General features: G+C 41.0%; 18 protein-coding genes. 7 read left to right on the top strand and 11 right to left on the bottom strand.

Going from position 1 to position 25,085, the window contains the following annotated elements; all coding sequences use genetic code 11:
- Positions 1-50: 50 nt before the first annotated feature.
- Positions 51-2,678 (bottom strand): DUF2309 domain-containing protein, encoded by a 2,628-nt coding sequence (locus tag LG336_RS07550; protein WP_404331961.1) that lies wholly within the window; start codon positions 2,676-2,678, stop codon positions 51-53.
- Positions 2,678-4,225 (bottom strand): NADH dehydrogenase subunit 5, encoded by a 1,548-nt coding sequence (locus LG336_RS07545; protein WP_404331960.1) that lies wholly within the window; start codon positions 4,223-4,225, stop codon positions 2,678-2,680. The genes LG336_RS07550 and LG336_RS07545 overlap by 1 nt, the downstream gene beginning before the upstream one ends.
- A gap of 557 nt (positions 4,226-4,782) precedes the next feature.
- On the opposite strand from LG336_RS07545, the gene LG336_RS07540 reads away from it, so the two are divergent.
- Positions 4,783-5,286 (top strand): DoxX family protein, encoded by a 504-nt coding sequence (locus tag LG336_RS07540; protein WP_404331959.1) that lies wholly within the window; start codon positions 4,783-4,785, stop codon positions 5,284-5,286.
- A gap of 894 nt (positions 5,287-6,180) precedes the next feature.
- Here the strand turns inward: LG336_RS07540 and LG336_RS07535 are convergent.
- From LG336_RS07535 to fbp, 7 genes are all read right to left on the bottom strand, one after another.
- Positions 6,181-7,143: an agmatinase family protein gene (locus tag LG336_RS07535; protein ID WP_404331958.1), complete on the bottom strand. Its 963-nt coding sequence runs from the start codon at positions 7,141-7,143 to the stop codon at positions 6,181-6,183.
- Between the two features lie 3 nt (positions 7,144-7,146).
- Positions 7,147-8,406 carry an imidazolonepropionase gene (gene hutI, locus LG336_RS07530; RefSeq protein ID WP_404331957.1) on the bottom strand — a complete coding sequence of 420 codons (1,260 nt, stop codon included), beginning with the start codon at positions 8,404-8,406 and terminating at the stop codon, positions 7,147-7,149.
- Positions 8,407-8,408: 2 nt separating this feature from the next.
- Positions 8,409-10,085: a urocanate hydratase gene (hutU, locus tag LG336_RS07525; RefSeq protein WP_404331956.1), complete on the bottom strand. Its 1,677-nt coding sequence runs from the start codon at positions 10,083-10,085 to the stop codon at positions 8,409-8,411.
- Between the two features lie 51 nt (positions 10,086-10,136).
- Positions 10,137-11,675: a histidine ammonia-lyase gene (gene hutH, locus LG336_RS07520; RefSeq protein ID WP_404331955.1), complete on the bottom strand. Its 1,539-nt coding sequence runs from the start codon at positions 11,673-11,675 to the stop codon at positions 10,137-10,139.
- Between the two features lie 20 nt (positions 11,676-11,695).
- Entirely contained in the window at positions 11,696-13,276 is a 1,581-nt protein-coding gene (locus LG336_RS07515; RefSeq protein ID WP_404331954.1) for a BCCT family transporter, read from the bottom strand.
- A gap of 294 nt (positions 13,277-13,570) precedes the next feature.
- Positions 13,571-15,055 (bottom strand): helix-turn-helix domain-containing protein, encoded by a 1,485-nt coding sequence (locus LG336_RS07510; protein ID WP_404331953.1) that lies wholly within the window; start codon positions 15,053-15,055, stop codon positions 13,571-13,573.
- A 133-nt stretch (positions 15,056-15,188) separates the two neighbouring features.
- Positions 15,189-17,162, bottom strand: a complete 1,974-nt coding sequence (gene fbp, locus LG336_RS07505) for a fructose-1,6-bisphosphatase (protein WP_404331952.1) — start codon at positions 17,160-17,162, stop codon at positions 15,189-15,191.
- 356 nt (positions 17,163-17,518) lie between these two features.
- Between fbp and LG336_RS07500 the strand changes: the two genes are divergently transcribed.
- The 5 genes from LG336_RS07500 to LG336_RS07480 all read left to right on the top strand — a co-directional run bounded on the left by LG336_RS07500 (position 17,519) and on the right by LG336_RS07480 (position 22,253).
- Positions 17,519-18,886 (top strand): NAD(P)/FAD-dependent oxidoreductase, encoded by a 1,368-nt coding sequence (locus LG336_RS07500; RefSeq protein ID WP_404331951.1) that lies wholly within the window; start codon positions 17,519-17,521, stop codon positions 18,884-18,886.
- 20 nt (positions 18,887-18,906) lie between these two features.
- Entirely contained in the window at positions 18,907-19,053 is a 147-nt protein-coding gene (locus LG336_RS07495; protein WP_404331950.1) for a GTP-binding protein, read from the top strand.
- 468 nt (positions 19,054-19,521) lie between these two features.
- Positions 19,522-20,349 (top strand): N-acetylmuramoyl-L-alanine amidase, encoded by an 828-nt coding sequence (locus LG336_RS07490; protein WP_404331949.1) that lies wholly within the window; start codon positions 19,522-19,524, stop codon positions 20,347-20,349.
- Between the two features lie 63 nt (positions 20,350-20,412).
- Complete coding sequence (locus LG336_RS07485) at positions 20,413-20,889, top strand: glucosaminidase domain-containing protein (protein ID WP_404331948.1); 477 nt, start codon at positions 20,413-20,415, stop codon at positions 20,887-20,889.
- 83 nt (positions 20,890-20,972) lie between these two features.
- Positions 20,973-22,253, top strand: coding sequence for a S8 family peptidase (locus LG336_RS07480; RefSeq protein ID WP_404331947.1), 1,281 nt, complete (start codon positions 20,973-20,975; stop codon positions 22,251-22,253).
- Positions 22,254-22,387: 134 nt separating this feature from the next.
- Here the strand turns inward: LG336_RS07480 and LG336_RS07475 are convergent, their stop codons facing one another.
- Positions 22,388-23,194 (bottom strand): hypothetical protein, encoded by an 807-nt coding sequence (locus LG336_RS07475; protein WP_404331946.1) that lies wholly within the window; start codon positions 23,192-23,194, stop codon positions 22,388-22,390.
- Between the two features lie 519 nt (positions 23,195-23,713).
- Between LG336_RS07475 and LG336_RS07470 the strand changes: the two genes are divergently transcribed.
- Entirely contained in the window at positions 23,714-24,361 is a 648-nt protein-coding gene (locus LG336_RS07470) for a phosphatase PAP2 family protein (protein WP_404331945.1), read from the top strand.
- On the opposite strand, the gene LG336_RS07465 is transcribed toward LG336_RS07470, so the two are convergent.
- Positions 24,310-25,056 carry a CBO0543 family protein gene (locus LG336_RS07465; RefSeq protein WP_404331944.1) on the bottom strand — a complete coding sequence of 249 codons (747 nt, stop codon included), beginning with the start codon at positions 25,054-25,056 and terminating at the stop codon, positions 24,310-24,312. The two genes, LG336_RS07470 and LG336_RS07465, sit on opposite strands and share 52 nt — an antisense overlap.
- Positions 25,057-25,085: the final 29 nt, after the last annotated feature.

Raw genomic sequence — 25,085 nt, 5'->3', positions numbered from 1 at the left:
CCCTTCACGTTTGATGAAATGAATAACAAATCATTTTATCCGGCTAATTTTTAATACCAATTTTTCCAATGTCCTTGCGGATTCATACTAGCAAGTCGAACCCATCCATTTTGAACTTTTTCTCGAAAGGCTGAATCATTCTTTAATAACCGTTCGATATATTTACTAGGTGCTTGGATCACAATCAGCAAACGCAGAGGAGAATGATACGCTTCGTGATCGGATTGCATGACCGATTGCCAAGGGAGTCCGGTTAATAAGTCACTTGCATTCCCTTGCATCACCCCAAGGCCTGACGTAACGGTTTGTGTGGCTTTATTTCCACTTCCATAATAATGAGGGGCTACCGTTGAGGCATAATACTGTAGATTGATCCATTGAGTAACCGTTCCCGGTCCTGCAATAATATTAGCTAAGAGCTCCCCACTTTTATCCTGCTTCCAATCATAATTATGAAGGAACGCTCTCCCTTCCAAATCACAATCCTGGGTTAATTCACGTGGACCGATAATAAAAGCGGCATTCCGTGCTAATCCCCATTCTGGACGTACTTCACTCCAATCCTCGGCAAATCGGTGTGCTTCAGCCTGCGGATTTTTAAGTTGGGATTGAAAATTTGGCAATTGAGCTAAACGCTCTTCATTGGCCTTTTGGCTTACTTTCGGCATAATCGCTTCTATATAATCAAAGGCTTCTTGTGCTGCCTCGGAAAGTTCAGGAACATAAAGCCAACCTAATTCATCGACGGTTGTATTGTGCTCAGCGGCTGCAAAAACGGTGTCCTTAGGGATGTCAATTCCTTCAGCAGCAAGCTCTTTCCTTACCTCTGGAAGATTACATAATGCAGCCAATACCCTTGCGTTAAATCCACCAGCCGCCCCACCGCAAGCACCACAGTCGAGGGCAGAGGCATAAGGGTTGTTTATACTACTACTACCATGGCCGCAAATGACCACTAATGGTGCGATATTCTCTGTTAGCCCCATCATTTTTAAAGCTTGGCGTGCATAATTGACTTTTTCTTTTTCGGAAAAACCAACAGGGACCTCCGCTTTTGTGCGATTGGTATGGTTTAATGTAAGCTTTGTATTCGGTTTGCGCAACCAAGTTTCGCGAACATTACGAATCAGGCGATTGGCACTTTTGGGCACAAAGCTCCGTGCGACCATTTGTAGACTAAGCCAAGGGCCACTTAACTCAGGTAAAAGTAAACTCGGAAGGACATTTTGTTTCATTGTTTTAAAGGTATAACTTAACGAATTGACCGCTTGCTTCCGCTGTTGATAGGACTGGAGTTCCTTGTCATCCGCTGACTCTTTAATTTTGTGCTGAGGTTTTAGGATGACCGGTAAAGAAGCATGACTATGATTGCTCGCGAGTTCACTCGTTGCAATCGGCAAGCCAAAGAAACCAGCGATTCCAATCGTTTCAATTGGACCTTGTTTTTCAAGTTGACGACGAAAGGGTTCTGATCGTACATCAATGCAGAAGGCAAATTGAGCGAGTGACGATTTTTTATAGTTGATTTCCTGTTGTTTCGAAAGAAGCTTCTGGCTCAACCGCTCTGTGTAGGTTTGCTCCCAAGCTTCTAACCAAAGTTTTCTGCAAAGCTTCTTATCGAATTTATAGGCAAATAATAAGTATTCGTTTTGTTCAGTGGCTGACAGCTGTGACCATTCCTCGAGGGTAAGCTCGCCCCACTGGATCCAAGCCGCTAACAGCGAAGTCATCGAAACTTTCTTCTCGGCAGGTTGGTTGGTCAGAGGCAAATATGGCTTTACCAACGCCCACTCCAAAGATAGTCGAACGGCTAAATATTCTGTTAAGAGTGCATGTTCATGGCTATTTTGTCGGGAGCGGTAAAGCATCATCCCTGCCCACCCAGGTAAGGAAAGCAGGTGACCTTCCAGATAAGACTGTATGTCTGATTCAGAGATTTCTAGTCTGACTAACGCTCTTTCCAAAGCCTTTTGTGGCTCTTGTGGCCAATCTTTTAAACTATCACGCTGAACTTTAGTAAGGGCCGGATCGTATCGAACGAGACGCTGCCACGCACGATAGAATCCTTCTTCGCGATTTGGCATCGTCCAACCTGCCTGAGAGTTATCGAGGTATAATTTGCACCACTTGATCATATGGTGATCGAGAAGATGGACTAGCTTTTCACGATCTTGATTCTCGATTTGAGAACTGATTGGCTGCATCGAACAAGTCTCAACACCCTCCGTATTCAGTCCACCAACTTCACCGACTAATTTCTCTACCTCTCGTGATGATAAAAGTTCAGAAGGCAATGCTTCTAACTTTAGTGCCGCCTGACAGAATCGCTCGGCAACATCCCGTGGAATCGAAAGTGATTGTGAATCAAGCCAGCGCTGTAGCTCCACGCCCACATTTGCTTCATCTATCTCCCCTTTCTTCTTTGCCGATAGAATCATCGAAGCACTTGGATAGATGTCCACATCATGATTGTGTTTTAATCCCCCTGCAACCTGGTCAAAAGATAGCTTCTCAAGTCCCAACCACGGATTACGTGCTGCAAAGGAAGAAATTGGCCAAAGCGGTGCAATCACTTGGCTGGCAGACTCAACTAAAACGCTGATTTCCCTTATTTCGAGATGAATAGATCTAGTTTTCTTTTTAAAATCTTCTTTCATTACTGCTGATGCTACACCCATCACTGCTTACCTCCTTGTGTTAAATAATGTTTAAGGTAGTTTGGATGACTTTCTACTGACTTTGGCTTTGCTTCACCCAATCGTACTAACCACAGATAGATGACTGCGAAGGAGACGGAAGAAGTATTCCGAGCAACCCACGCCCCTATAGCACTGCCTAAAAGCAAGAGACAAATGACAAGGATGACAACCGTCATTGGTGGTTGAACACTTTGATAAACGGTTGTATGCAACATCTCATAGAAAAGGGAATGAATGAAAAAATAAATGATGGCTGCTCCTCCTAAAAAGGATACGCCAGCGATTTTGCCAATTCTCCCCTCTCCAAAAGCGACGAGCTGGGTCCAAGAAACGGACAATGACCACCCTAAAATAAGCGCACTGATTAATTGATATCCTTCTCCAGGAGCGATGAGCCAAAAAGCAACCCCTACCACTAATCCTAAAGCCCTTCCCGCTATGATCCATAAATAGGATGACCTTTCATTCACACTCTTCGATACTTCGAAACGACGTACCGCTGAACCAGCCTGTAAAAACAGCGTCGCTTTGAACAAACCATGTAAAATCAGATGAATGATGGCTGCGATATACGCACCTAATGCACACTGAATGAGCATAAACCCCATTTGCCCAATCGTGGATCCTACTAACTGACGTTTATAGTCAACCTGGACTAAACTAATTCCAGATCCAATCAATACAGAAATACTTGCCAGAATCAGTAACAGAATTGAAGCGATCTCCCCGTTAAAAAGAGGGGAAAATCGAGTGAGCATAATCCCACCAGCATTCACTAAACCTGCGTGCATAATCGCAGAAACAGGAGTCGGAGCAACGACAGACTCAATTAACCATCTATGGAAAGGCCATTGGGCTGCAGGAATAATTACTGCTAATACGATCAATAAATTAACCCCAGTTCTATCCCACACTCCAAGTTGAGCCAAACTTTCATTTGTTAACGCGAGTGATAACTGCCATTGACCTGTGACTTGAAAAAGCCAAATCACCGCGAAGAATAATGAAAACCAACTCAATGTAAATAAGCGACCCGTAACCTTGGCTGCTTCACTGGCTACTTTCCATCCACTATTTAGCTTGATAAGCAAGATTAAACCAAGAAGAGTGGCTCCCCAGGAGATCACCATTAAACGGAAATCACCACTTAACCATGCAATCGAAGCCACACTTGTCGTAAAGGTAAACAGCGTAAAATACTTCCGATAAGAGCGATCACCCATCAGGTAGCGAACAGAAAAACGCTGAATAATTAAACCAATGAAAAGGACAAAGAAAGCCATTAACCAAGCTAATGTATCTAAGTACAAAGGCCCAACAACTTCAGTCGTACGAGTATTCGTAACAGCCAATAAGGCAACCAATGGCGGTACGGCAACAACTCCAATATGTATCCGAACAAACCTCAAGGGTACTCGCGGGTGTAAAAATAATAGACTACTAATTCCAGAAACAACAAGCATCATAAGAAATACAGATAACAATAATGATGAACTCACATCAAACAATCTCCTTTCAAACAGCATTAAAACATAATAAATTTTCTTTTAGAAAAAGTTTCTAAAAGTCATAGGTTTTGTTTGCCCATATGTTTTTTAAAATAAAAAAAACCGACAACTTCAAAACTTCAATGATTCTTTAAAATCATTGCAGCTTTGAAAATTGTCGGTTTTCCTTCAACTAACTTAAACTAAGTTTTTTAAAGAACTACCTTTTTATGGAAAAATGAACGATGTTAAAAATTCCCTTTCTAAACAGAAACGGGATATGTATAAACGAACATGCACCGATTTACGATATTCTTCCATTCTTATCTTTTAGAACCTTTTCATCCAGTCAATATGAAAATATTAAAAGAATGCTAAAGCCCTAAATGGTTAAGAAGTTAAAAATAAACATCTATCGATTATTAATTTAAAATTTTATGGCAAGTTTTAAAAAATGTCAACAAGAAAACACTTTTCCGATTTTAATGGAATTCAACATCTCCCAAACAAAATCCTGAAAATTTGACCTCAATCACCGTAATTGATGAAGTGGCTCGTTAAAATAAGCGTATAGAAATTAAAAGGAGACACTCATTATGAGAAAACATTTAAATGGACTAGTAGCAATTGGTTTATCGATTGTACGAATTTGGTTAGGACTTCAATGGCTCAAAGCAGGTTATTCTAAACTTGGATCTGAATTTGATGCAAGTGGATTTATACAAGGAGCCATTGCAAGTGCTAGTGGAGAGAATCCTAGAGTTCAAGGTTGGTATGCCAGCTTCCTCGAAACAGCTGCGTTACCAAATATAGAGTTTTTTAACATTCTAATTCCTTGGGGAGAACTTCTTGTTGGCTTAGGATTAATCTCAGGATTAGCGACAGTTCCAGCCTTAATTGCTGGTGCTTTCATGAATGCGAACTTTATCATGTCAGGGGTTGGCTTATCTAGCCTAGATTCAAAACTTTTCGTCATAGCAATGATTCTATTATTTATTGGAAAAAGCAGATATTACTATGGCCTCGATAGATTTGTTATCCCATATTTTAAAAAGCATTTTCACACAAAAAGAGGTATGTTAATAATTAAAGAGAATTGATGCATAGGGACTGTTCTTATCTTTTCCACTCCTGAACTATTATGTTCAGGCAAACGGCAGATCCTTCCCACTAGTCCAATTGTTTCGGTGCCTGGCACTACCCAAGAATTGAAAGACCTTGTCAAAGAAACCAACTTGGAAGTTAACTGACTGTTAAACGTCCTTGTATAGCGCATACGTAAAATACCCCCACTTAATCTTCTAGTAGAAAATTAAGTGGGGGTAGGGACACAAGGGACAGGTACATTGTCCCAAATGAGAATGAGTAAAGGGGGCGTACCCTTTGCTGTTTATGAGTATGAGTTCAGCCTTAAATACTAAATATCCAATCACCATAGAAGCAAAGGGATGTACCTTTTGCTTCTATTTTAATAGTTTAAAAATCTATTTAGTCTATGGAGACATAGGAAGGTTACCATTCTTCTTGAACTCGGTGCAATGGTACGTCCCAAAAATTAATGGACTTTTTGAAATAGACTAAGTTTTGAGACTTAACTACAAAATGTTTTCGATAAAATTTGATCTCGACGTCCTGAGCTGGTGAGCCCCGAAAAACATCGACAAATAATAAGAAAGCTCAATCCTGTTAATTATAGGATTGAGCCCAATTTGTGTTTTATGCCTCTCACGATCCTCAGTACCCTTAGGTAATAGCATAAAAAACTCATTCTAACATCTCAAACGGGTGTTTCAAGCACAAGGTACATCCCCTTGCGTTGACTATTCTTGAAAGGTCCTCAAAAAACTAAAGGGAATGACTCCTTCGAAATACCGAAAAACATGGGGGGCTAAAAGTACGGGGACGGAAGACGGCTTCATCCATTCCAAAATAGGAAGCAGCCGAACCCGGTCCCATGTTTTTCCCTGGACAAGGTGCCTGTCCCCGCTGACCCTTTACCGTAATTTTAGGCCTGTTACAAATTGCAGCCAGGCATATACTCCGGTTTTAGTGGTTTCTGCTACTGGAGAATCTTTACTCGGATCCAAACAGACAAAGTCGATATGACGGACTGAAGGATACTTTCCAACCACGAGCAAAGAATCGAATAACTCAGATGCAGACAAACCTCCTGGTGTGGAGGCAGGCACTCCTGGAGCTACTGAAATATCGAGAACATCCATATCGACAGTTACATAGATTCGATCTACTTTTTCGGATAATTGACTAAGCGCTTCCTTAACGGATTCAACAACCCCAGCTTTCCGAGCGTTTTTTAATGTCACCATTTGAATCGAATGTTGTTTTGCATAGTCAATCAATGGTTTTGCATTAAAATAGCCATGTAAGCCAATGTTGAAGATATCTTCCCCCCTAACAATCCCCTCATCAATTAGCTGCCTAATCGGGGTACCGTTCGCCGGCCCTAAATCAGCAGGGTCCCGGACATCGAGATGGGTGTCAAGCTGCAAAATTCCGATTCTTTCACTCGGATACACCTTCTTCACTCCCCGAACAGCACACGCCGTTACGGAGTGATCACCGCCAATCATCGATGTAATGCTTTCGGAATATTTGTTAACTATTTCACTTGTTACCTCTTCAATTCGACGGTGAGACAAAAGAATATCGGTTGTATGCATCACGATATCGCCTGCATCAGCCACCTTCAAATCAGTTAAATCGGCATCCTCATCTAAATTATAGGTTGCAAATCCCTTCCACAACCGCCGAAATTCGTTCGGATATAACGATGCTCCAGATACACTGATCGAAGACCGAGAAATCGGTGCCCCATATACAACGAGGTCCGGTTTCCCCTCGATAGCTGAAAGCTGCTTAACCCATTGATGTACATAAGTTGGCTGGTCTGTTTTTACATTCCATAACCATTCGGATGGTTGAAGCCATTGACTCATTTGTTATCCAACCACCTTTACACCTTTTTTCCAAACGGTCTTCGTGTGATTCACGCCAAATAGATATTGTAATTCCTGATAGTTTTTCACGTTCCATAACACGACATCAGCTTGCTTTCCTACTTCAAGAGAGCCAATTTTGTCTTGACGATTGATAGCACAAGCTGCATTGTATGTAGCAGCAGTTAAGGCCTCAGCCGGTGTCATCCGCATTGAGATACAGGCTAAGTTCATGACAAGCGGCATCGAGGTTGTCGGCGAAGAGCCGGGGTTGCAATCAGTTGAAATCGCTACGGCAACACCTTCATCAATCATCTTTCTGCCATTCGCTGCATCCTCACGCAAATAGAGAGCGGTAGCTGGCAGCAGACAGGCGATCGTTCCTGCCTTGGCCATTGCTTTGATGCCCTCGTCTGATGCCTTTAATAAATGTTCTGCTGAAATCGCGCCAACCTTGGCCGCTAATTCCGCTCCTCCGTAGGCAACGATTTCATCTGCATGAATTTTTGGTATCAAACCGTACTTTTTTCCAGCTTCCAATATTCGCTTTGATTGTTCTGGGGTAAAAACATCCTTTTCACAAAAAACATCATTAAATTCCGCTAATTTCTCATCCGCTACTACCGGAAGCATCTCATCAATTAAATGATCGATGAATTCGTCCTCTCTGCCTTTGAACTCGGGCGGAACGGCATGTGCGCCCATAAAGGTTGGCACAAGATCAACTGGATGGGATTGTTGCAACTGCTTCATCACACGCAGCTGTTTCAACTCTGTTTCCAAATTCATTCCGTAGCCACTTTTTCCTTCCACAGTTGTGACACCGTGGTGTAAAAAAGAATCAAGTCGCTTCGTTGTTTGGCTGATGATCTCTTCCTCTTTCGCTTCACGGGTCATGCGAGTAGTGGCATGAATCCCACCACCCGCATTCATAATATCCATATACGATACGCCCTCAAGGCGCATTTCAAATTCACGTTCACGACTTCCACCAAAAGCAATATGTGTGTGTGGATCGACTAAACCGGGGGTGACTAGGTGCCCGGTTGCATCCACAATGTCAGCTTCGTGTATTCTTGTTGCGTACAGTCGTTCTACTTCTTCGGTGGATCCGACTGATTGGATCACTCCGTCTTCGATCCATAAACTGCCGTCTTCAATAATGCCCAACGCAGACATCGCTGCCTTTGAGCGTGGACCTTCCTCTTTGGATGCAAGAGTTGTTAATTGATGAATGTTTTTGATCCAAATCGGTTTTGTCATGTTTATTCAGTCTCCATTTCTAACATAGGAATTTTCACTCCACGCTCACGCGCTGTTTTCTTCGCTATTTCATAGCCAGCATCAACGTGGCGGACAACGCCCATTCCAGGATCTGTTGTTAGCACGCGTTCAATCCGTGCTTCTGCTTCCTTCGTGCCATCAGCGACAATGACGATTCCCGAGTGGATCGAATACCCCATACCAACTCCACCACCGTGATGCAAGGACACCCATGTCGCGCCACCGACAGCGTTAATCATCGCATTTAAAATCGGCCAGTCGGCAACCACATCAGAGCCATCCTTCATTGCTTCTGTTTCGCGGTTCGGGGAGGCAACCGATCCTGAATCAAGATGGTCACGGCCAATCACAATCGGCGCCTTTAGCTCGCCACTCGCAACCATTTGATTAATAATTTTCCCAAAGCGTGCTCTCTCTCCATATCCAAGCCAGCAAATTCGAGAAGGCAGACCTTGAAATTGAATTTTTTCCTTTGCCATCTGAATCCAGTTACATAAATGGTCGTTGTCACTAAATTCACGTAAAATGACTTCATCGAGTTTATAAATATCTTCTGAATCTCCTGAAAGGGCCACCCATCGAAACGGTCCTTTTCCCTCGCAGAATTGCGGGCGAATATAGGCTGGCACAAAACCTGGGAAAGCAAACGCGTTTTCTACCCCTTCATCCTTAGCAACTTGGCGGATATTGTTCCCATAATCAAAAGCAACCGCTCCTTTCTCCATCAGATCAAGCATTGCTTGAACGTGTTGAGCCATTGAAGCTTTCGATTGTCTAACATATTCTGCTGAATCATTCACCCGCAATTGCGCCGCCTCAGCAAGGGACATTTTCGAAGGAACATAACCATTCAAAGGATCGTGGGCAGACGTTTGATCGGTCACAATCTCAGGAATAAACCCTTTCGCAATCATCTCCGGCAGAATGTCAGCAGCGTTGCCAATCAGACCGATTGATAATGTTTCCCCTGCAAGCTTTGCCTCAGTAGCAAGCTCGATGGCTTTATCTAAAGAATCTGTTTTCACATCGGTATAACGCGTTTCAATCCGGCGGTCGATTCGGCTTTCATCCACATCAATTCCGATACAAACACCGCCATTCATTGTGACCGCAAGTGGTTGAGCACCACCCATGCCACCAAGACCCGCAGTGACCGTGATTGTATGTTTAAGAGTACCTTCGAAATGTTGCTTGGCTAACTCCGCGAACGTTTCGTACGTTCCTTGGACAATCCCTTGCGAACCGATATAGATCCAGCTCCCAGCTGTCATTTGTCCATACATCATAAGCCCCTTTTTATCTAATTCATGGAAGGTATCCCAATTCGCATAGGCGGGGACAATATTGGAATTTGCAATCAATACACGCGGTGCATCGGCATGCGATTTAAAAACAGCGACTGGTTTACCTGATTGCACCAATAATGTTTCATCACTTTCGAGTTCTTTTAACGATTTTACAATCGCATCAAAGCAGTCCCAATTTCGGGCCGCTTTTCCAATCCCGCCATAGACAACAAGGTCCTCTGGCCGTTCTGCAACCTCTGGATCCAAATTATTCATTAACATCCGCAGTGCAGCCTCTTGTAACCAGCCTTTTGTATTTAATTCCGTTCCGCGATAACGAATGACTTTTTGCGTTTTTGTTTGTTCCACCATAATGGCCTCCTCTGATTTATCCATTTATTTCTTTTTAATAAAAATAAAAACTTAAAGCAGTGTACCGACTTTCTCTTCTACCACTGAGATGATCTCTCCTGAATGAATAAAATCTCTCAATCGTTCTAGATAAGGGTAAAGATAGGTGTCTTCCGTCAGTCTCGGGATGGACTGTTCAATCCGCTCTAACACAGCCTTCGTTGCAGAGCCAGGGGTTCGATTCTCTTCCACAAATTGATGAGCACTATAGATCGATAAAAGCTCAATTGCGACGACATATTCAAGCTTTCGCGCAACTTCAAGTGCTTTTTTTGCTGAATTGTAGCCCATGCCTACATAGTCCTCTTGGTCCGCACAAGTCGGAATGCTATCAACCGTTGCAGGATGAGATAGTCGTTTCATATCATTCAAAAGTCCTGCTTGTGAATACTGCGGGATCATTAATCCTGAATTGAGTCCCGCTTTCTGAACAAGGAACGGAGGATAGCCTGAAAGATGCGAGTTGATTAGACGATAATTTCTTCGTTCAGACATTTTGGCAATCGCCGTAGCCGCGATACACGTGGAATCTAATTCGATTCCGACATACGATGAATCGCAATTGCTTCCTGAAATCGTACCCCCCTCTTCTTCATCCGGCCATAAAATCGGGTTGTCACAGCATGCATTCATCTCTATTTCAAAGGTAGCTAACGCATCTAGGAGCGTTTTCTTCGCTGCTCCATGAAGCTGCGGGATCGCTCTTAATGATAAGGCATCCTGTAAGCGATGATCGATCGACTGTTTTGCAATCTCTGAGTCTGCTAAAATCTTTCTTATATTTGCAGCCGTATTTCGCTGGTGTTCATGTGGACGAGCTCTCATCAATCGGTCATCAAAGGCACGGGTTGTACCGCGTAACACCTCTAACGACATTGCCGCAATAATATCGGCAGCCTTTACTGCTTGCAACATATCGGCTAATGCCAGTGCACCAAGGCCAGTTGGACTTGTCGTTCCACTAATTAAGGCTAAGCCTTCTTTCGCCGAGAGTTCAATCGGCTTCAAGCCTACCTTATGAAGAGCATCCTTTCCAGACATCAACTCCCCATCAACATAGGCCTTTCCTTCACCAATCATCACTAAGGCAATATGCGCTTCAACACTTAAATATCCAACCGAACCTTCTCGTGGTGTAAATGGAATGACTCCACGATTTAAACATTGGCGATAAAGCTCCAATGTCTCAATCCGAACCCCAGAATACCCTTGACCTAAATTTTGCAGTACCATGAGCATAATCGCTCTGACACATTCTGCTTCCAATGGTTCCCCAACAGATGTTGCATGAGATAATAGGATATTCCTTTGTAATAAAGCGGTCTGATCTTTGGTTATCATTTGGGTTGATAACGCACCAAATCCTGTATTTACCCCGTACATGATCTTCTCTTCATCAATCCACTTGTTGACAAGTTGAAAAGACTTTTCGACTCTTTGGCGGTAAACTTCAGTAAAATCTACATCAGCTCGATAACGTGCTACCGAGACAAACATCTCTAATGTTATTGCATTCCCTAGGGCAACCTTTTTCACCTCTTGATCCGCCATGTGACCCCCTCTTTCTCGTTTTATTTTTCGATTTTATCGATAAAAAACATTTTGATGGCTGATATGACTTGCAGTACAAAGACGAAGAGTACAGCAGAGCCGCCCAGCGCAGCTAAATATTTTACGCCATCAACGCCCTGGACCCCGCCAGCGAACGTAACCATCACATAGGCAATGATTGCAATCGTAATTGCCCAGACCAACATTTTCCATTTCGCAGGTTCTTCATCATATCGAATATTGACCGTGCATAACGTCGCAATCGCCCGCACCATCGAGTCCGCTGCTGTCGCGAATGAAAGGATGAGCGCAATCATGACGACTGGAATAATCACGGCAGCTAACGGCATATTAGCTAAGAATGCCCATAACCCTGCAACCGCACCACTTTCCGTAATCGTTCCAACTAAATCAACTGTCCCGTTTTGCTGCCAATTGAGTGCTGTTCCACCAAACACACCGAACCAAAGAATACTGAATACCGCTGGTAAAATCCAATTAATCACCATGAACTGTCGAATCGTTCGGCCATATGAGATAATCGCAAGGAAAATCCCCATTAACGGTGCATAAGCAATCCAAATGGCCCAGTCGTATAAAGTCCACCACATAACAAGTGCTTCTCCACCAATTAGACCTGGATCAAGACCCCACTCCCAAAAGTTTTGCAGCCAATGAGCCATTCCAGCTGTTGACGATTGTAAAATGTATAAAGTAGGACCAATAATAATCAAAACCACAAGCAGGACATAAAACACCTTTGCATTAATATCTGACATCCGGCGAATCCCTTTATCCAAACCTTTTAACGCAGATATCGTAAACAATCCAGTGATAACAACCACTAAAATGAACCAAACCAGCGGACCTTGTTTAATCCCGTAAACCGTCTCAATCCCCGAACCTACTAATGCCAAGCCTGCACCTAAGGAAGAAGCTAAACCTAGCGCAATTGCTAACACAGCTAAAGTATCGATAATCCCTGGCCAAATTCCCTTTGTAATTTTGCTGCCAAAAAGAGGCGTTAATGTACCCGTCACCGATAATGGTTGTTTACGATTAAAATACATATAAGCAACAACTAAACCGCTCAGCGAATACATCGCATAAGGAATAAATGTCCAGTTGTAAAACGATCTTCCCATCGCATAAATAGCTGCCGCGGATGTACCAGGCTCCACACCCGTATTGGCCATTTCACCATATATGCTTCCAAAATAAATGATTGGTTCATTTACACCATAAGTTATGACTCCAGTCGCAATTCCGCCCGTCAAAGCCATCGCAAACCAAGCGAGAAATGAATATTTCGGCTTTGCGTCAGAACCTCCTAAGCGAATGTTCCCTATTTTTGAAAACGTTACCAAAAATACAATGATAAGTGCGACAATCGAAATAACCTGATAAAGCCAGCCAAGTCCTCGTAAAGAGCCGATAAATCCGTTCATTGAAATCTCTGCTAATAATTGATTGTTTACAATTCCTAAAATGGCTCCTCCTCCAACGACAAGAAAGGCGGGCAAGAATACGGAAAGACGCGTTTGCTGCTTTTTACTCGTGACAACTTCAGATGCGATTCCCTTCTCTGTTGGCAAAGACATGATCGATTCCCCCTTTTTTAATAATAAAAGAATTAGCATCTAAAAGAGACAGCTCTCAGAAACTTGGAAAGCTCCTTTGGATGAATTCATTTATCATAATATAACAAAAATTATAAACAATAGTTGTACGGAAAAATAGATGATTCATTTTCGAAAATCGATACTTTTTTTTGAAGAGGGCGATGTTATTATTCGTTTTCTGTTCAAAAAATAATAATTATTTACGATTTTTATAATTATTTACGATTTTAAGTGTAAATCGAAAGACACTGAAAACAACGATAATCTCAGCACCTACTCCATTCCCTCTCTGATATGCAACCGATATTCACGAGGGGACATCATTGTCATTTCTTTAAACAATCGTGTAAAATAACTAGGATTACGGAATCCCACTTGATTGGCGATTTCTTTAATTGAAAGCTGGCTTCCATTCAGCAGTCGTTTCGATTCGTTAATCCTTTTAGCAGCTAACAGCTGGCGAAACGACATTCCCTGCCTTTTCATTAACAAATGGCTGTAGTAAGCCGTACTTCTTCCAACTGCTCCAGCAACATTTTCTAATGTTAAATCAGGATTACTATAATGCTTTTCGATATAAAGGATCCCTCTTTCAATCACATCCTTTTTCGAAAAGACTTCAGCAATCTTTGACCGATCAAGTAACTCATAAAGAAATAAAAGCATTTCTTGGACAATTCTGTATAACACACGGTTGTACAAGATTTCAGAAAAAATTTTCATATAGTACGTTTCCATTTCATCCTGATCAAGTTGGTATGTTTTCATAAAGCGACGTACTTGAGCTAAAATACTCGTCAGTCTTGTCCTTAATTTCTCTGGATTAGGAAAAGGCGATTCCATATGCAAAAACTCTTCATGCATCCATTCTTTTATTTTCTGTTTATCAAAGTTATTTAACATCTCGACCCATTCGCGCTGTTCCGCAGACGTTAAAAACGGGTCCACTTCATACCACGATTCATACCCTTCTTTCGGTGAAATCACTTGGCGATACCCAATAAAAAAGGTCATTTCTAACAGCCTTCTTGCAGCTAGATACATTTCATGCACGGACTTCATCTCTCGATTAGCTGGGATAATGACCGCAGCAAGGGGCTCAAAACTAGAAGTTTCCCATTCGGTCAATACCTTCCATGCCTCATCTCTTAAATGCTGGGACGGATTTTGGAATAAACAAACAACCATATCGGTTAACGGAAGAATCGTTGGATGTTCACGAAAGGGAAAATACGTTAGAAATTGCAGCAAATCAGCTACCTTATCGTTCGTTTCCGTATGTAATAACATCAATGCCATTTCTCCATTGTTTTGCTCATGATCTAAAAATAATGTTTGATACGAATACCCCTCATCATGATGTGAGGCAAAGACATCAACCGTCTCGCGATGAGCAACAAGTGACAATGCCGTTTGAAGACATTGCCTTATTTTTACAGGGTCGAGTGGTTTTACAAGCAGGTCAACACTCCCTAGTTCAATTGCCTGTTTTGCCCGTTCAAAAGTCGCTTCTGCTGTGACCGCAATAATTTTAGGAGAAAAGATTTTTACATATCGCTGAATTTGCAGCCAATGTTCAGCGGGAATCATATCTAATTCGAGATATAGAAGTTCTGGCATCTCTTTTTCAAGTGTAGCCATTGTTTCCTTTACTGTATTAGTAATAAAAACCGTGTTAATCGGGATCGAATAGGTGGAAATCAGCCATTCGATCGCAACTCCCTCATGATTATCCCGCTCTGCAATTACTATTTTCATATTTTCTGACCACCTCTTCGATGAAAACTAGATAAAGTATACTATCAATAAAGGTTCCCGGCATCGTAATATAATGCATACATAAAAAATCCCCCACTTCTAATTTTCGGTAGAAAATTAGTGGGGGGATTTTTCATTGCTGGACAGGAACACTTCCCTTAGGCCCCTTCTCCCGCTTCATATACCGATATTCCAACAAACTTTTTAAAATACTTATTTCCTGTAATAATTCCGCTCCAATATTCGTTTCGAGAACCTTTTTTCTTTCAAGCTCTTTATCTACCACTCTTTTGACTGACAAAACATCTGTGCCATTTAGTAGGACATCTTCTTTCGAATTGAATTGTTGATGTGCGACAAGCTGCATGCCAAAGGAATTATATAATAACGTATAACCAGCAATACCCGTTGTTGATTGGTAAGCCTTTGAAAAGCCCCCATCAATGACAATCATCATCCCATTTGCTTTAATTGGATTTTCTCCATTAATTTCTTTAACGGGTGTATGTCCATTTATAATATGACCTTGATTAGGATCAAGATCAAATTCTGCTAGGATGTTGCGGCAAGTTTCCTCATTCTCACGTAAATAGTAATAGGGGTTCTTTTTTTCTTTATGGGTTGTCTTATCCTTAATGAAATATCTTTCAAAGGTCGTCATTTCTCTTTTGCCAAAAAGGGATGAATATTGTCCTGTCCATAAATACCAGACCATATCTGTCGCAAGATCATCTGTCTCTTCGGGATGGGCAAAAGCATGGCGTAAATAATGTTCGAAAATATCCAGTAATTCACGACCTGCATAGGCTTTGTTTTCAATCATCATTTTTTCCATATTTCCTTCTTCATCTAAAGGAATACAGCCGTGTATTAATAAGTTTCCGTTATATTTCAGATAGAGACTGCCTTTTTTCACAAGAAAATTCATATGTCTTGCGAGCTTTTCTGAATGCTGAACAGAAAATAACAGCTTGTCCATCACTTGTGCTTCTTCCTCCAAGAGCTGATCAGGCTGCAAGGGATTGACGGTTTCAAAGCAAGTATTTTCTAGTGAATAAGAAGTTCCACGAATCGTTAATTCCTTTTTATCATAATCTACTTTCTCAAGTAAAAGTCTTTCAGACATATCAAAATTAGGTCGTCTCTTGATGATTGGGCTTTCAAGCTTAAACTGAATCATGGCAATCGCTTGATGAATTTTCGTAATCTGTAATCGTTCTTCCTCAGATATGGTTTCACCTGATTGGATTTTTGGTCTAAAAACCGGATTATCTTGATAGTACTTTTCCGCCAGATTAAGTAGTGGTCTAAGATTGATTCCATACACATCTTCAATAATATCCAAATTATTATAACGAGCACAAATCCGAATAATATTGGCCAGACAAACCTTTGAACCCGCAAAGGCACCAATCCATAGGACATCATGATTTCCCCACTGAATATCGACAGAATGATAATGAATGAGAGCTTCCATAATTTTATCAGGTTCGGGTCCACGATCATAAATATCCCCTACCACATGAAGATGGTCAACAACCAATCTCTGCGTCGTATAGGCTAGTCCCGTAATAAGCTTATCCGCTTGACCGAGGGAAATAATTTGTTGAACAATTTTTGTATAATAAGGTTCCTTAAAATTGGTGAATTCATCCGCTTTGTATAGAAGCTCTTCGATAATATAAACAAACTGACTAGGCAAGGCTTTACGTAATTTCGACCGGGTATATTTAGAGGAGGCATAGGAAATGAGTTTAATCATACGCTCAATAATCACTATATACCATTGATGCAATTCTTGTTCATTGTCAAACCCGTTCTTAATTAACTTGATTTTTTCTTCAGGATAGTAAACCAAGGTTGCAAATTCTTTTATCTCTTTTTCCGTTAATACCTTTTTATAAATGTCTTCGATTTTCTCTTTTACCTTCCCCGAGCCATTTCTTAACACGTGCTGAAAAGCTTGATACTCCCCGTGTAAATCACTAACAAAATGCTCTGTCCCCTTTGGTAGATTAAGGATGGCTTCTAGATTAATAATTTCAGTAACTACCTTTTCCTCATTGTCATATGTTTGTGCCAGTAAATCTAGGTATTTTGTATTCACAAGTTAGCATCCCTTTCTTTATTCGTCTTAATGTTACGTTAAAAAGATGCATTACTTTATCGTTCCATTATATATAAAATTATAAAACGAATAATATTTTTCGATTGTATTTAGTTTTAATCTAAAAGAATTTTCTTAATTATATATGATATTACCATACTTCTCCTTATGTAAGAATACTAAAATTTTGGGACAAAGGGACAGGTTCCTTGTCCCAGTGATCATCTGCGACACTCCCCCACAGTCACAAACTATTAATAAAAAATAAACATATCTCCTCTACAGTGTTACAATTAATCTCACAATATATCTATTTAACTACAATTCATCAATTCTTGATAGGAGTGTCTGATCCGTTGCAACAAAGAGAAAAAGTGATTATCATCGGCGGCGGTATTGCCGGTAAACTTGCTGCTCGTGTCCTTTCTGATTTTTTCCAAGAGGTTATTATTTTAGAACGAGATTCTGAAACAACTACGCCAACTCCTAGAAAGGGCGTCCCGCAAGGCAAGCATATCCATGCCCTTCTCCATGCGGGGGAGCATGGGCTTGAAAATCTATTTCCAGGCATTAGCGAACGCTTTCACTTAAATGGAGCAATAAAAATCAACTCTACTAAAGACCTAGCATGGTTTCATCACGGAGTTTGGAAGTATCGCTATGATGGTGGTTACACAACCACCTTGCAAACTCGTCCCCATCTTGAATGGCATATTGATCAATTCATACAAAAAATCACAAATGTTGATGTGATGTATAACCAAACGGTCAAAAAGTATATTTATAACAACAAGGATAATCGAATCACTGGGGTTGAAGTGATAAATGGAACACATAACTTGACCACTCTTACCGCAGACCTGATTGTAGATGCTAGTGGGGCAAGCAGCATGTCATTTCGTTGGTTAAAGGAACAGGGAATCCATATCCCGACTGAAGAAGTGAAAATTGGTTTGACTTATGTGAGTCAACTTGTTGAACTTCCATCCATTAAAAAGAGGGATTGGGAAATCAAACTCCTCTACCCCAATCCCCCTTCTGAAAAAATAGGTGGATCTCTTTCAAAAGTAGAGGGCAATCGTTATATCGTCACAATGATCGGATATCATGACGAAATTAATGAGAAAGAGCTGCTGAAAAAGGATAAGGGGCTCCTTGAAATCGCTCGTAAACTCCCAAAGCCAGATATCTATGAAGAACTACAACATGCAAATGTTTTATCTCCTATGGCCGTTTACCGTGTACCAAACATCCTATGGAGAAAAATCGATAAGGGGCAGAAACTCCCTGATGGCCTTTTGCTGATTGGCGATAGCCTATGTAGAATCGATCCTTTTTTTGGTCAAGGGATGAGTATTGCCGTACTGGAGGCACTCGCTTTACAAAAGTTGTTGCAAAACCAACATCACTCTCAGCAGAAATTGATTCAAGCTTTTCATAAAAAAGCAGGAAACATCATCGCTCCCATCTGGAATATGGTATTAACAGAGGACTTTCGTTATCCAGCTACGAAAGGAAAAAAACCTCTAGGACTTTCTTTGCTCCAATGGTATGCGAAAAACGTCTTCCTACTATCGTCACAGTACCCGAGTATCTATGATTCTTTTATAAAAGTCATGAACTTGACCCGACCGATAACCGAATTAATGCGCCCTACAACTTCCATCCGTGTCTTAACAAGGTGGACAAAGGGCCATCGTCCCAGCGAAAACAAGCCAAAATAGCGACAGGCACCTCCCACATTATGGAAGGTGCCTGTCACCTATATACCCATATAAAAACATATGTCCATACCTTTTTACACCCAATTGATGAACAGTTGTTTGAAAATTTCTTAAGAACAATGCCTGATACTATTTACCGTATAAAAGGATATATCAGTTTCAAATGAAATCCGGATACCCTTCTATTTCAATATTCTTATGGCATGCACCTACATACCAATTCAGGTCTAAAGATGAAGAATACACTTGTTTTTATCGGAGAAGATTTAGACCATAACAAACTGCGGGTTACCCTTTCTAATTTAGAAAAACAATCTGTCAGCCCTTGATTGGGATGATCTAAACAAAGAGGAATTAGAAAGACAATTTAACAATTGCATAGCTCTGTCTAAAAAGCAAAGGGGACCCTTTGTTTTTTTACACCCCGAACTGAAACAAACGTATGTTCCGAGTTAAACACCTTCATTATGCTAGACTACCTACTTAAAAGGAAGCAAAAGATCCTCACTATAGATTCAATAGGTTTTATGCTCATTCTTTAACAAAAATAGACCTTGTCCCAACCATTTTTCCATCCATCTCATACATATGTAAGTGTAAGATCATTTTATTAAAAAGAATTGGAGGTGAATGGAATGAAACTTTATTTAGATCCAGGGCATGGTGGCTCAGATCCGGGGGCGATTGGAAATGGATTAAGGGAGAAAGATATTGCCTTAGACATTGCTCTAAAAATACGCTCGATCTTAACCAATCAATATGAAAATGTCCAGGTAAAAATGTCCCGCACCGGTGACACGAGTAAAAGCTTGAGTCAGCGAACAAATGAGGCGAATTCTTGGGACGCTGATTTTTACTTGTCCATCCACTGCAATGCCTTCAATGGCTCAGCAAAAGGATATGAAGACTATATTCACACAAGCTTAGCCGACTCTTCAACGACAGCAAAATACCAGGATATCATCCATGCAGAAGTGATAAAAGTAAATCAGCTCCAAGACCGCGGTCAGAAAAAGGCCAATTTCCATGTACTGCGCGAATCGGCAATGCCAGCGCTTTTAACAGAAAATGGTTTTATTGACAATGCACAAGATGCCGCTCTAATGAAGCAATCTTCTTGGCGTCAAAAGGTGGCACAAGGTCATGCGAATGGGATTGAAAAAGCATTTAGTCTTATAAAAAAGCAAAATGATGACTCTAAAACAGATGCAGTTTACAAAGTAATCGCCGGAGCGTTCAAGTCTAGAGAAAATGCAGATGAGCGTGTCACATTTCTTCGCTCAAAAGGCATTGACTCGTTTGTTGTTACCCTTTCGATTTCAGGTGAGACATGGTACCGGGTTCAGGCTGGGGCCTTTTCAAACCGTGAAAATGCAGAAAAACGTTTGGAGGAAGTGAAAAGGACCGGCATTGAAGATGCCTATATCCTTACTGAAAGCACAAGCGGGAACTCAAATAGCTAAGGTTCATCTGGATATTCAATCCTCGGGAAAACCTATCTTTCTCCAGAGCATATGAATCTATTTGTGAAAACGGTCAATCCTGATGCCATTGAGTTGGGGATGTATTACCTAACCTTCGGAGAATATTATGGAATCCGAGGAGATGTAGCTTTTGCCCAATCCATGCATGAAACAGATTATCTTCGCTTTACCGGAGTCGTGCAGCCAGAGCAAAACAACTTTTGTGGTTTGGGGGCAACAGGACCAAATAATCCTGGCGCAAGCTTTGAGACACCAAGAGAAGGTGTACTAGCCCATCTTCAACATTTGTATGCCTATGCATCGACGAAACCATTGCCCAGAAGATATCCATTAGTGGATCCACGTTTTGATTTGGTTGATCGAGGGTCTGCCACAACATGGGTTGGTTTAAACGGAAAATGGGCTGTCCCGGGCACAACTTATGGACAATCCATTTTGGACCTATACGGGAGAATGATCAATGGAGCAAGGCAAAATCTAGAAGAAGTCGAGAATGAGATCAAAAGGACATCTTCTTAGGATTTTGTCCTGTTGCTAGTTTTCACCACAACTTTACTAGTAGTCTAGTAATTTGTAAAAACTTTAAAGAAAGGATGATTCACATGTTTAGTTTTTCGGTTATTCAATTGGTTCGTCGAATGGGACATAAATTGGATAAAAACATACGAGAAGAACTGGTGCAAATGTATTCCCTTTTTCCTTCCCTGCCATGCTTTTTGCATCGCCCAGTTGAATTTTTCACCAAAAAGGTGAAAAAATTGCCACTTGTCATTGAGTTTGAAGAGAATTGTTTTGACCTTGGTGTAAATGATGTAAAGAAAACAAAATACCGCACACTCCACGAACACCCTTCCATTTCCTGCTGTTCCACTAAATTATCCGTTGAAGACATTGAGCATTTACTTAATACCTGTTCCCACATAAAAAAAGTCTATTATGACAGGAAAGTAACGGCCTTGCTTGATACCGCTACCCCCGCAATCCACTCCGACCAATTGCAGCAATCGGGATTAACAGGAAAAGATGTCACCATTGCGGTCATCGATACAGGCATTTATTCTCACCAAGATTTGCAAGGTCGGATTATAGGATTTAAAGATTTTATTAACAACAGAACGACCCCCTATGATGATAATGGCCACGGTACGCACTGTGCAGGAGATGCAGCAGGGAACGGAGCTTCATCCGGTGGAAAGTATGTTGGACCTGCCCCTGAAGCCAATTTAGTTGGGGTAAAGGTGCTAGATAAATTGGGTTCCGGTTCCCTTTCGACTGTCATATCCGGTGTTGATTGGTGTATCCAAAACCAATCACAATTCAATATTAACATTCTTTCCTTATCGCTCGGCAGTGATGCCCGGCAGTCTGCTGAGGACGACCCAGTAGTAAAAGCCGTCGAAAAAGCGTGGGATAATGGCATGGTTGTTTGTGTAGCTGCCGGAAACTCGGGGCCAACTTCTTCAACGGTTGCCAGCCCTGGAATAAGCCCAAAAGTTATTACAGTAGGTGCTGCGAACGACTATAACTCAGTCGACCGCTCCGATGATGGAGTCGCTGACTTTTCAAGCCGCGGTCCGACCATTGATGGTTTGATGAAGCCTGACCTTGTAACACCTGGCGTCAATATTATTTCGTTACGCGCACCAGGTTCCTTTCTAGATAAAACTAACGCCTCGGCACGTGTCGATACAAACTATTTTTCTCTATCAGGAACCTCCATGGCCACACCAATCTGTGCAGGTGTCGTCGCCCAAATGCTCCAAAACAATCCAAACCAATCCCCTGACGACGTGAAATTAAAACTTATTCAAGCCTGTGATGATATGGGACGTGACGAGTATACTCAAGGAAATGGGTATTTAAATGCTGCTAGTCTAATGTAAATGCAGATAAGACAACATTAGGACTGACTTATTCTAAGGGGCAAGCCAAAGAGATGGTGCCAATGCAAACCCCGAAGAATCTTGTATCACATTGTGTTCTATGGATAAGAAAAAAAAGAAGTTGTGACAAGCCACTAGTGGCTTGTCACATTACTTTCACTTCTTGCATTGCTATCTAATACTCTGTCTAGTTCTAAAATAACATCAATTAATTCTTCGGAATTATGATAGATTTCTTCTTGAGCGTGTGCGGTATTATTCCTTAATGTCTCGATATTTTTGAAAAATTCCTTACATCTTGTCTTCGATTCAAAGCCTAGTTGTTTCCTTAGCTTATCCGTCTTCACTACGATTGTTCCCTTATCAGCCAGTTGGGTATTATCCAATAAGGTTAAAGCTTCATTTTTTTCAATTCGAAATTTCAGCATTTCTTCTGCTTTTTGCAGCCTTTCCTCCGACAGCTTTTCTTTCCAACTTTCATCAGGATACGCTTCTCTGATGAGTGAAATTAACAGCATTTCTAAAAGAGAAATCAAACTAAAGGCCAGCATCCGAATAGGTTGTTTTTGCAAATCGGCAAAGGTCACAATCTTAGTGACTCTATTTTTTTCTAAAATAAAAAGATAGTTTTTATGGCGGAGAATCTCTAGCAATTCGATCAAAGAAGTGGAATCAGTGACCAGATCCCCCGAGTAAAAAGGCTGATAATTGTCCTCGATTTTCCCATCTGTCAGCTTTTCTCGCAAAACGTAACCGATTACCTTCCCATGATCCTGTACTCCAAAGATATCAAAGTCCTTTTCAGTCATTTCTTGTTTTATTGTGAGTGAAGAGTCATGGAGATTACATTGATAAAGATCCTCCGCAAGCAAGTCCACACTTAAGTTTTTTTCATATATAACCCTTAATTTCTCATACCCTTTATTGGTTCTAGCTTTCATTTTCCACCATTTCCTTCCTTCGTTTTCTATTTTACAAAGTTCGTGACCATTCTAAGGAAAGGAAAACCTCGTTTTGCGGAGACAAACGCACCGGTCCCCTTACGAAGGCTATGATTAATTCCTTTTCCACTTATGTATTTACTATCAACTATCCTCATAGTCAATCAACCATCAAAAACATTCACTTCTTAATTTTAACAAAATTTCAAGCTCAGCCCCTCTAATTCTCACATAAAGAGACAAGTCCCAGTGGGACAAAGGGACAGGTTCCTTGTCCCAGTTATTTGTTGGAAATAGGTTACAGGGTAAGGACACAGGGAATGACACCTCGTCCGGATGGGACATGGATTATCCTTATAATTAAATTTGAGATAGTCTTACTAGTGGATTAACTATTTATATTAGGGGCAAGGTCACTGGGACAGCAAACCCTGTGTCCCACTGAATTTTTTCTTGAATATAGTCTTTTTTCTAGCCCAACTGTAAAAACTAGAAATGAGATTCTGTTAGGGGGGATAGATGATTCGAACATTGTTGGTCGTTGTATTTATTTTTTTCATTGGGAGTTTTAGCTCGATTGCCTATTTAGTTGAAACGGAAAATCTCATTGTTTTTGATCATCAAATTATTACTTATGTACAGGGTTTTGAATCAGAAATTCTAACAGCAATGATGAAATTCTTTAGTTTTATCGGCGCTACCATTCCTGTCATTGTCATCACCGTATTATCAGCATTTTTCTTATATCGCGTCCTCCACCATCGTAGAGAAGTTCTTCTTCTGATTAGTACAATGGTAGGCTCAACGCTTTTAAATCTATTGCTTAAGTTTATCTTCCAAAGAACCCGTCCAGGTATAAATCAAATCGTTTTCGAAGAAGGATTTAGTTTTCCAAGTGGACATTCAATGGCCGCTTTTTCCTTATATGGAATGTTGACTTTCCTTCTTTGGCGACATATCAAAACAAGGGGTGGCCGTGGAACAGTACTAACTGTCAATTGTTTGATGATCGTATTGATTGGTTATAGTCGAATCTATCTAGGCGTTCATTACCCATCAGATGTCATCGCAGCCTATGCAGCAAGTGGATTTTGGTTATTTACCGTCATTTGGTTCTACCAATGGCTCCAAGAAAGAAGATTTAAAACGCTAGAAGCTGGGACATAGTGCACTGTCCCTATGTTCCTAGCGTAATCATTTTCACTTATACGATTGGTCTCAATCATTATTTCTCTACGTAGCCCCTTGGGACAAGGAACCTGTCCCCTAGTCCCTTGCTGCTCATTTAAACTCCATTTTGTTGATTTGCTTAAAAAAATAAAAAAGTCGGTTACCCATTTAGAAATTAAGGCGACGAACACATACCCCGCAAAAAGCAACCAGAAATTTTCCTTTCCCGAAAAATGAAATAATCCGAGCCCAACCATAAGCGGTTTCATGATAAAAGCTAGCAGAAAACATAAAGGGAGCATCCACAAATAATAATTCTTGCCTCTGTTCAGGATGTATTGGTAATAAAGCATATAAATGACCGGTACCAATGAGGCATCCAGCGTAACACTAGAAGGAAGGAGCGGGAGTAGTTTATAGGGATAAAACCATATTCCTCTTTCAATCCCAACGATATCGGTGTAGGCAAAAAACACGTGCACACTATACCCATAGAATCCAAGAAGGAAAACTTTTTTCCGGTCAATAAAGAGAATTAGGATAATAAGTGGAATAACAAACATAGCAAGGACCACCCAAACCTGCCAATGGGAGAAATTAGAGAATCCCTGCCAATATTCAAGTATTCTGTTATTCTGTTCCACTTCTGCTTTTATAATCTGATCTATCCGTTCCAGTTGACCATTCTTCACTATGTCTCCTCCATTTTTCTTTACTTTCA

It is taken from the genome of Mesobacillus maritimus (assembly GCF_044803185.1).
GTDB lineage: Bacteria > Bacillota > Bacilli > Bacillales > Cytobacillaceae > Mesobacillus_B > Mesobacillus_B maritimus_B.
This window is presented reverse-complemented; position numbering and strand designations above follow the sequence as displayed.

Bases quoted from the DNA above. Each gene is read 5' to 3' on its own strand.
- LG336_RS07540 (WP_404331959.1), top strand. From the start codon at position 4,783: ATGAGAAAACATTTAAATGGACTAGTAGCAATTGGTTTATCGATTGTA.
- hutU (WP_404331956.1), bottom strand. From the start codon at position 10,085: ATGGTGGAACAAACAAAAACGCAAAAAGTCATTCGTTATCGCGGAACG.
- LG336_RS07510 (WP_404331953.1), bottom strand. From the start codon at position 15,055: ATGAAAATAGTAATTGCAGAGCGGGATAATCATGAGGGAGTTGCGATC.
- LG336_RS07535 (WP_404331958.1), bottom strand. From the start codon at position 7,143: ATGAGTCAATGGCTTCAACCATCCGAATGGTTATGGAATGTAAAAACA.
- LG336_RS07475 (WP_404331946.1), bottom strand. From the start codon at position 23,194: ATGAAAGCTAGAACCAATAAAGGGTATGAGAAATTAAGGGTTATATAT.
- LG336_RS07515 (WP_404331954.1), bottom strand. From the start codon at position 13,276: ATGTCTTTGCCAACAGAGAAGGGAATCGCATCTGAAGTTGTCACGAGT.
- LG336_RS07490 (WP_404331949.1), top strand. From the start codon at position 19,522: ATGAAACTTTATTTAGATCCAGGGCATGGTGGCTCAGATCCGGGGGCG.
- LG336_RS07495 (WP_404331950.1), top strand. From the start codon at position 18,907: ATGGAAGGTGCCTGTCACCTATATACCCATATAAAAACATATGTCCAT.
- LG336_RS07480 (WP_404331947.1), top strand. From the start codon at position 20,973: ATGTTTAGTTTTTCGGTTATTCAATTGGTTCGTCGAATGGGACATAAA.
- LG336_RS07470 (WP_404331945.1), top strand. From the start codon at position 23,714: ATGATTCGAACATTGTTGGTCGTTGTATTTATTTTTTTCATTGGGAGT.
- hutI (WP_404331957.1), bottom strand. From the start codon at position 8,406: ATGACAAAACCGATTTGGATCAAAAACATTCATCAATTAACAACTCTT.
- hutH (WP_404331955.1), bottom strand. From the start codon at position 11,675: ATGGCGGATCAAGAGGTGAAAAAGGTTGCCCTAGGGAATGCAATAACA.
- LG336_RS07545 (WP_404331960.1), bottom strand. From the start codon at position 4,225: ATGCTGTTTGAAAGGAGATTGTTTGATGTGAGTTCATCATTATTGTTA.
- LG336_RS07550 (WP_404331961.1), bottom strand. From the start codon at position 2,678: ATGGGTGTAGCATCAGCAGTAATGAAAGAAGATTTTAAAAAGAAAACT.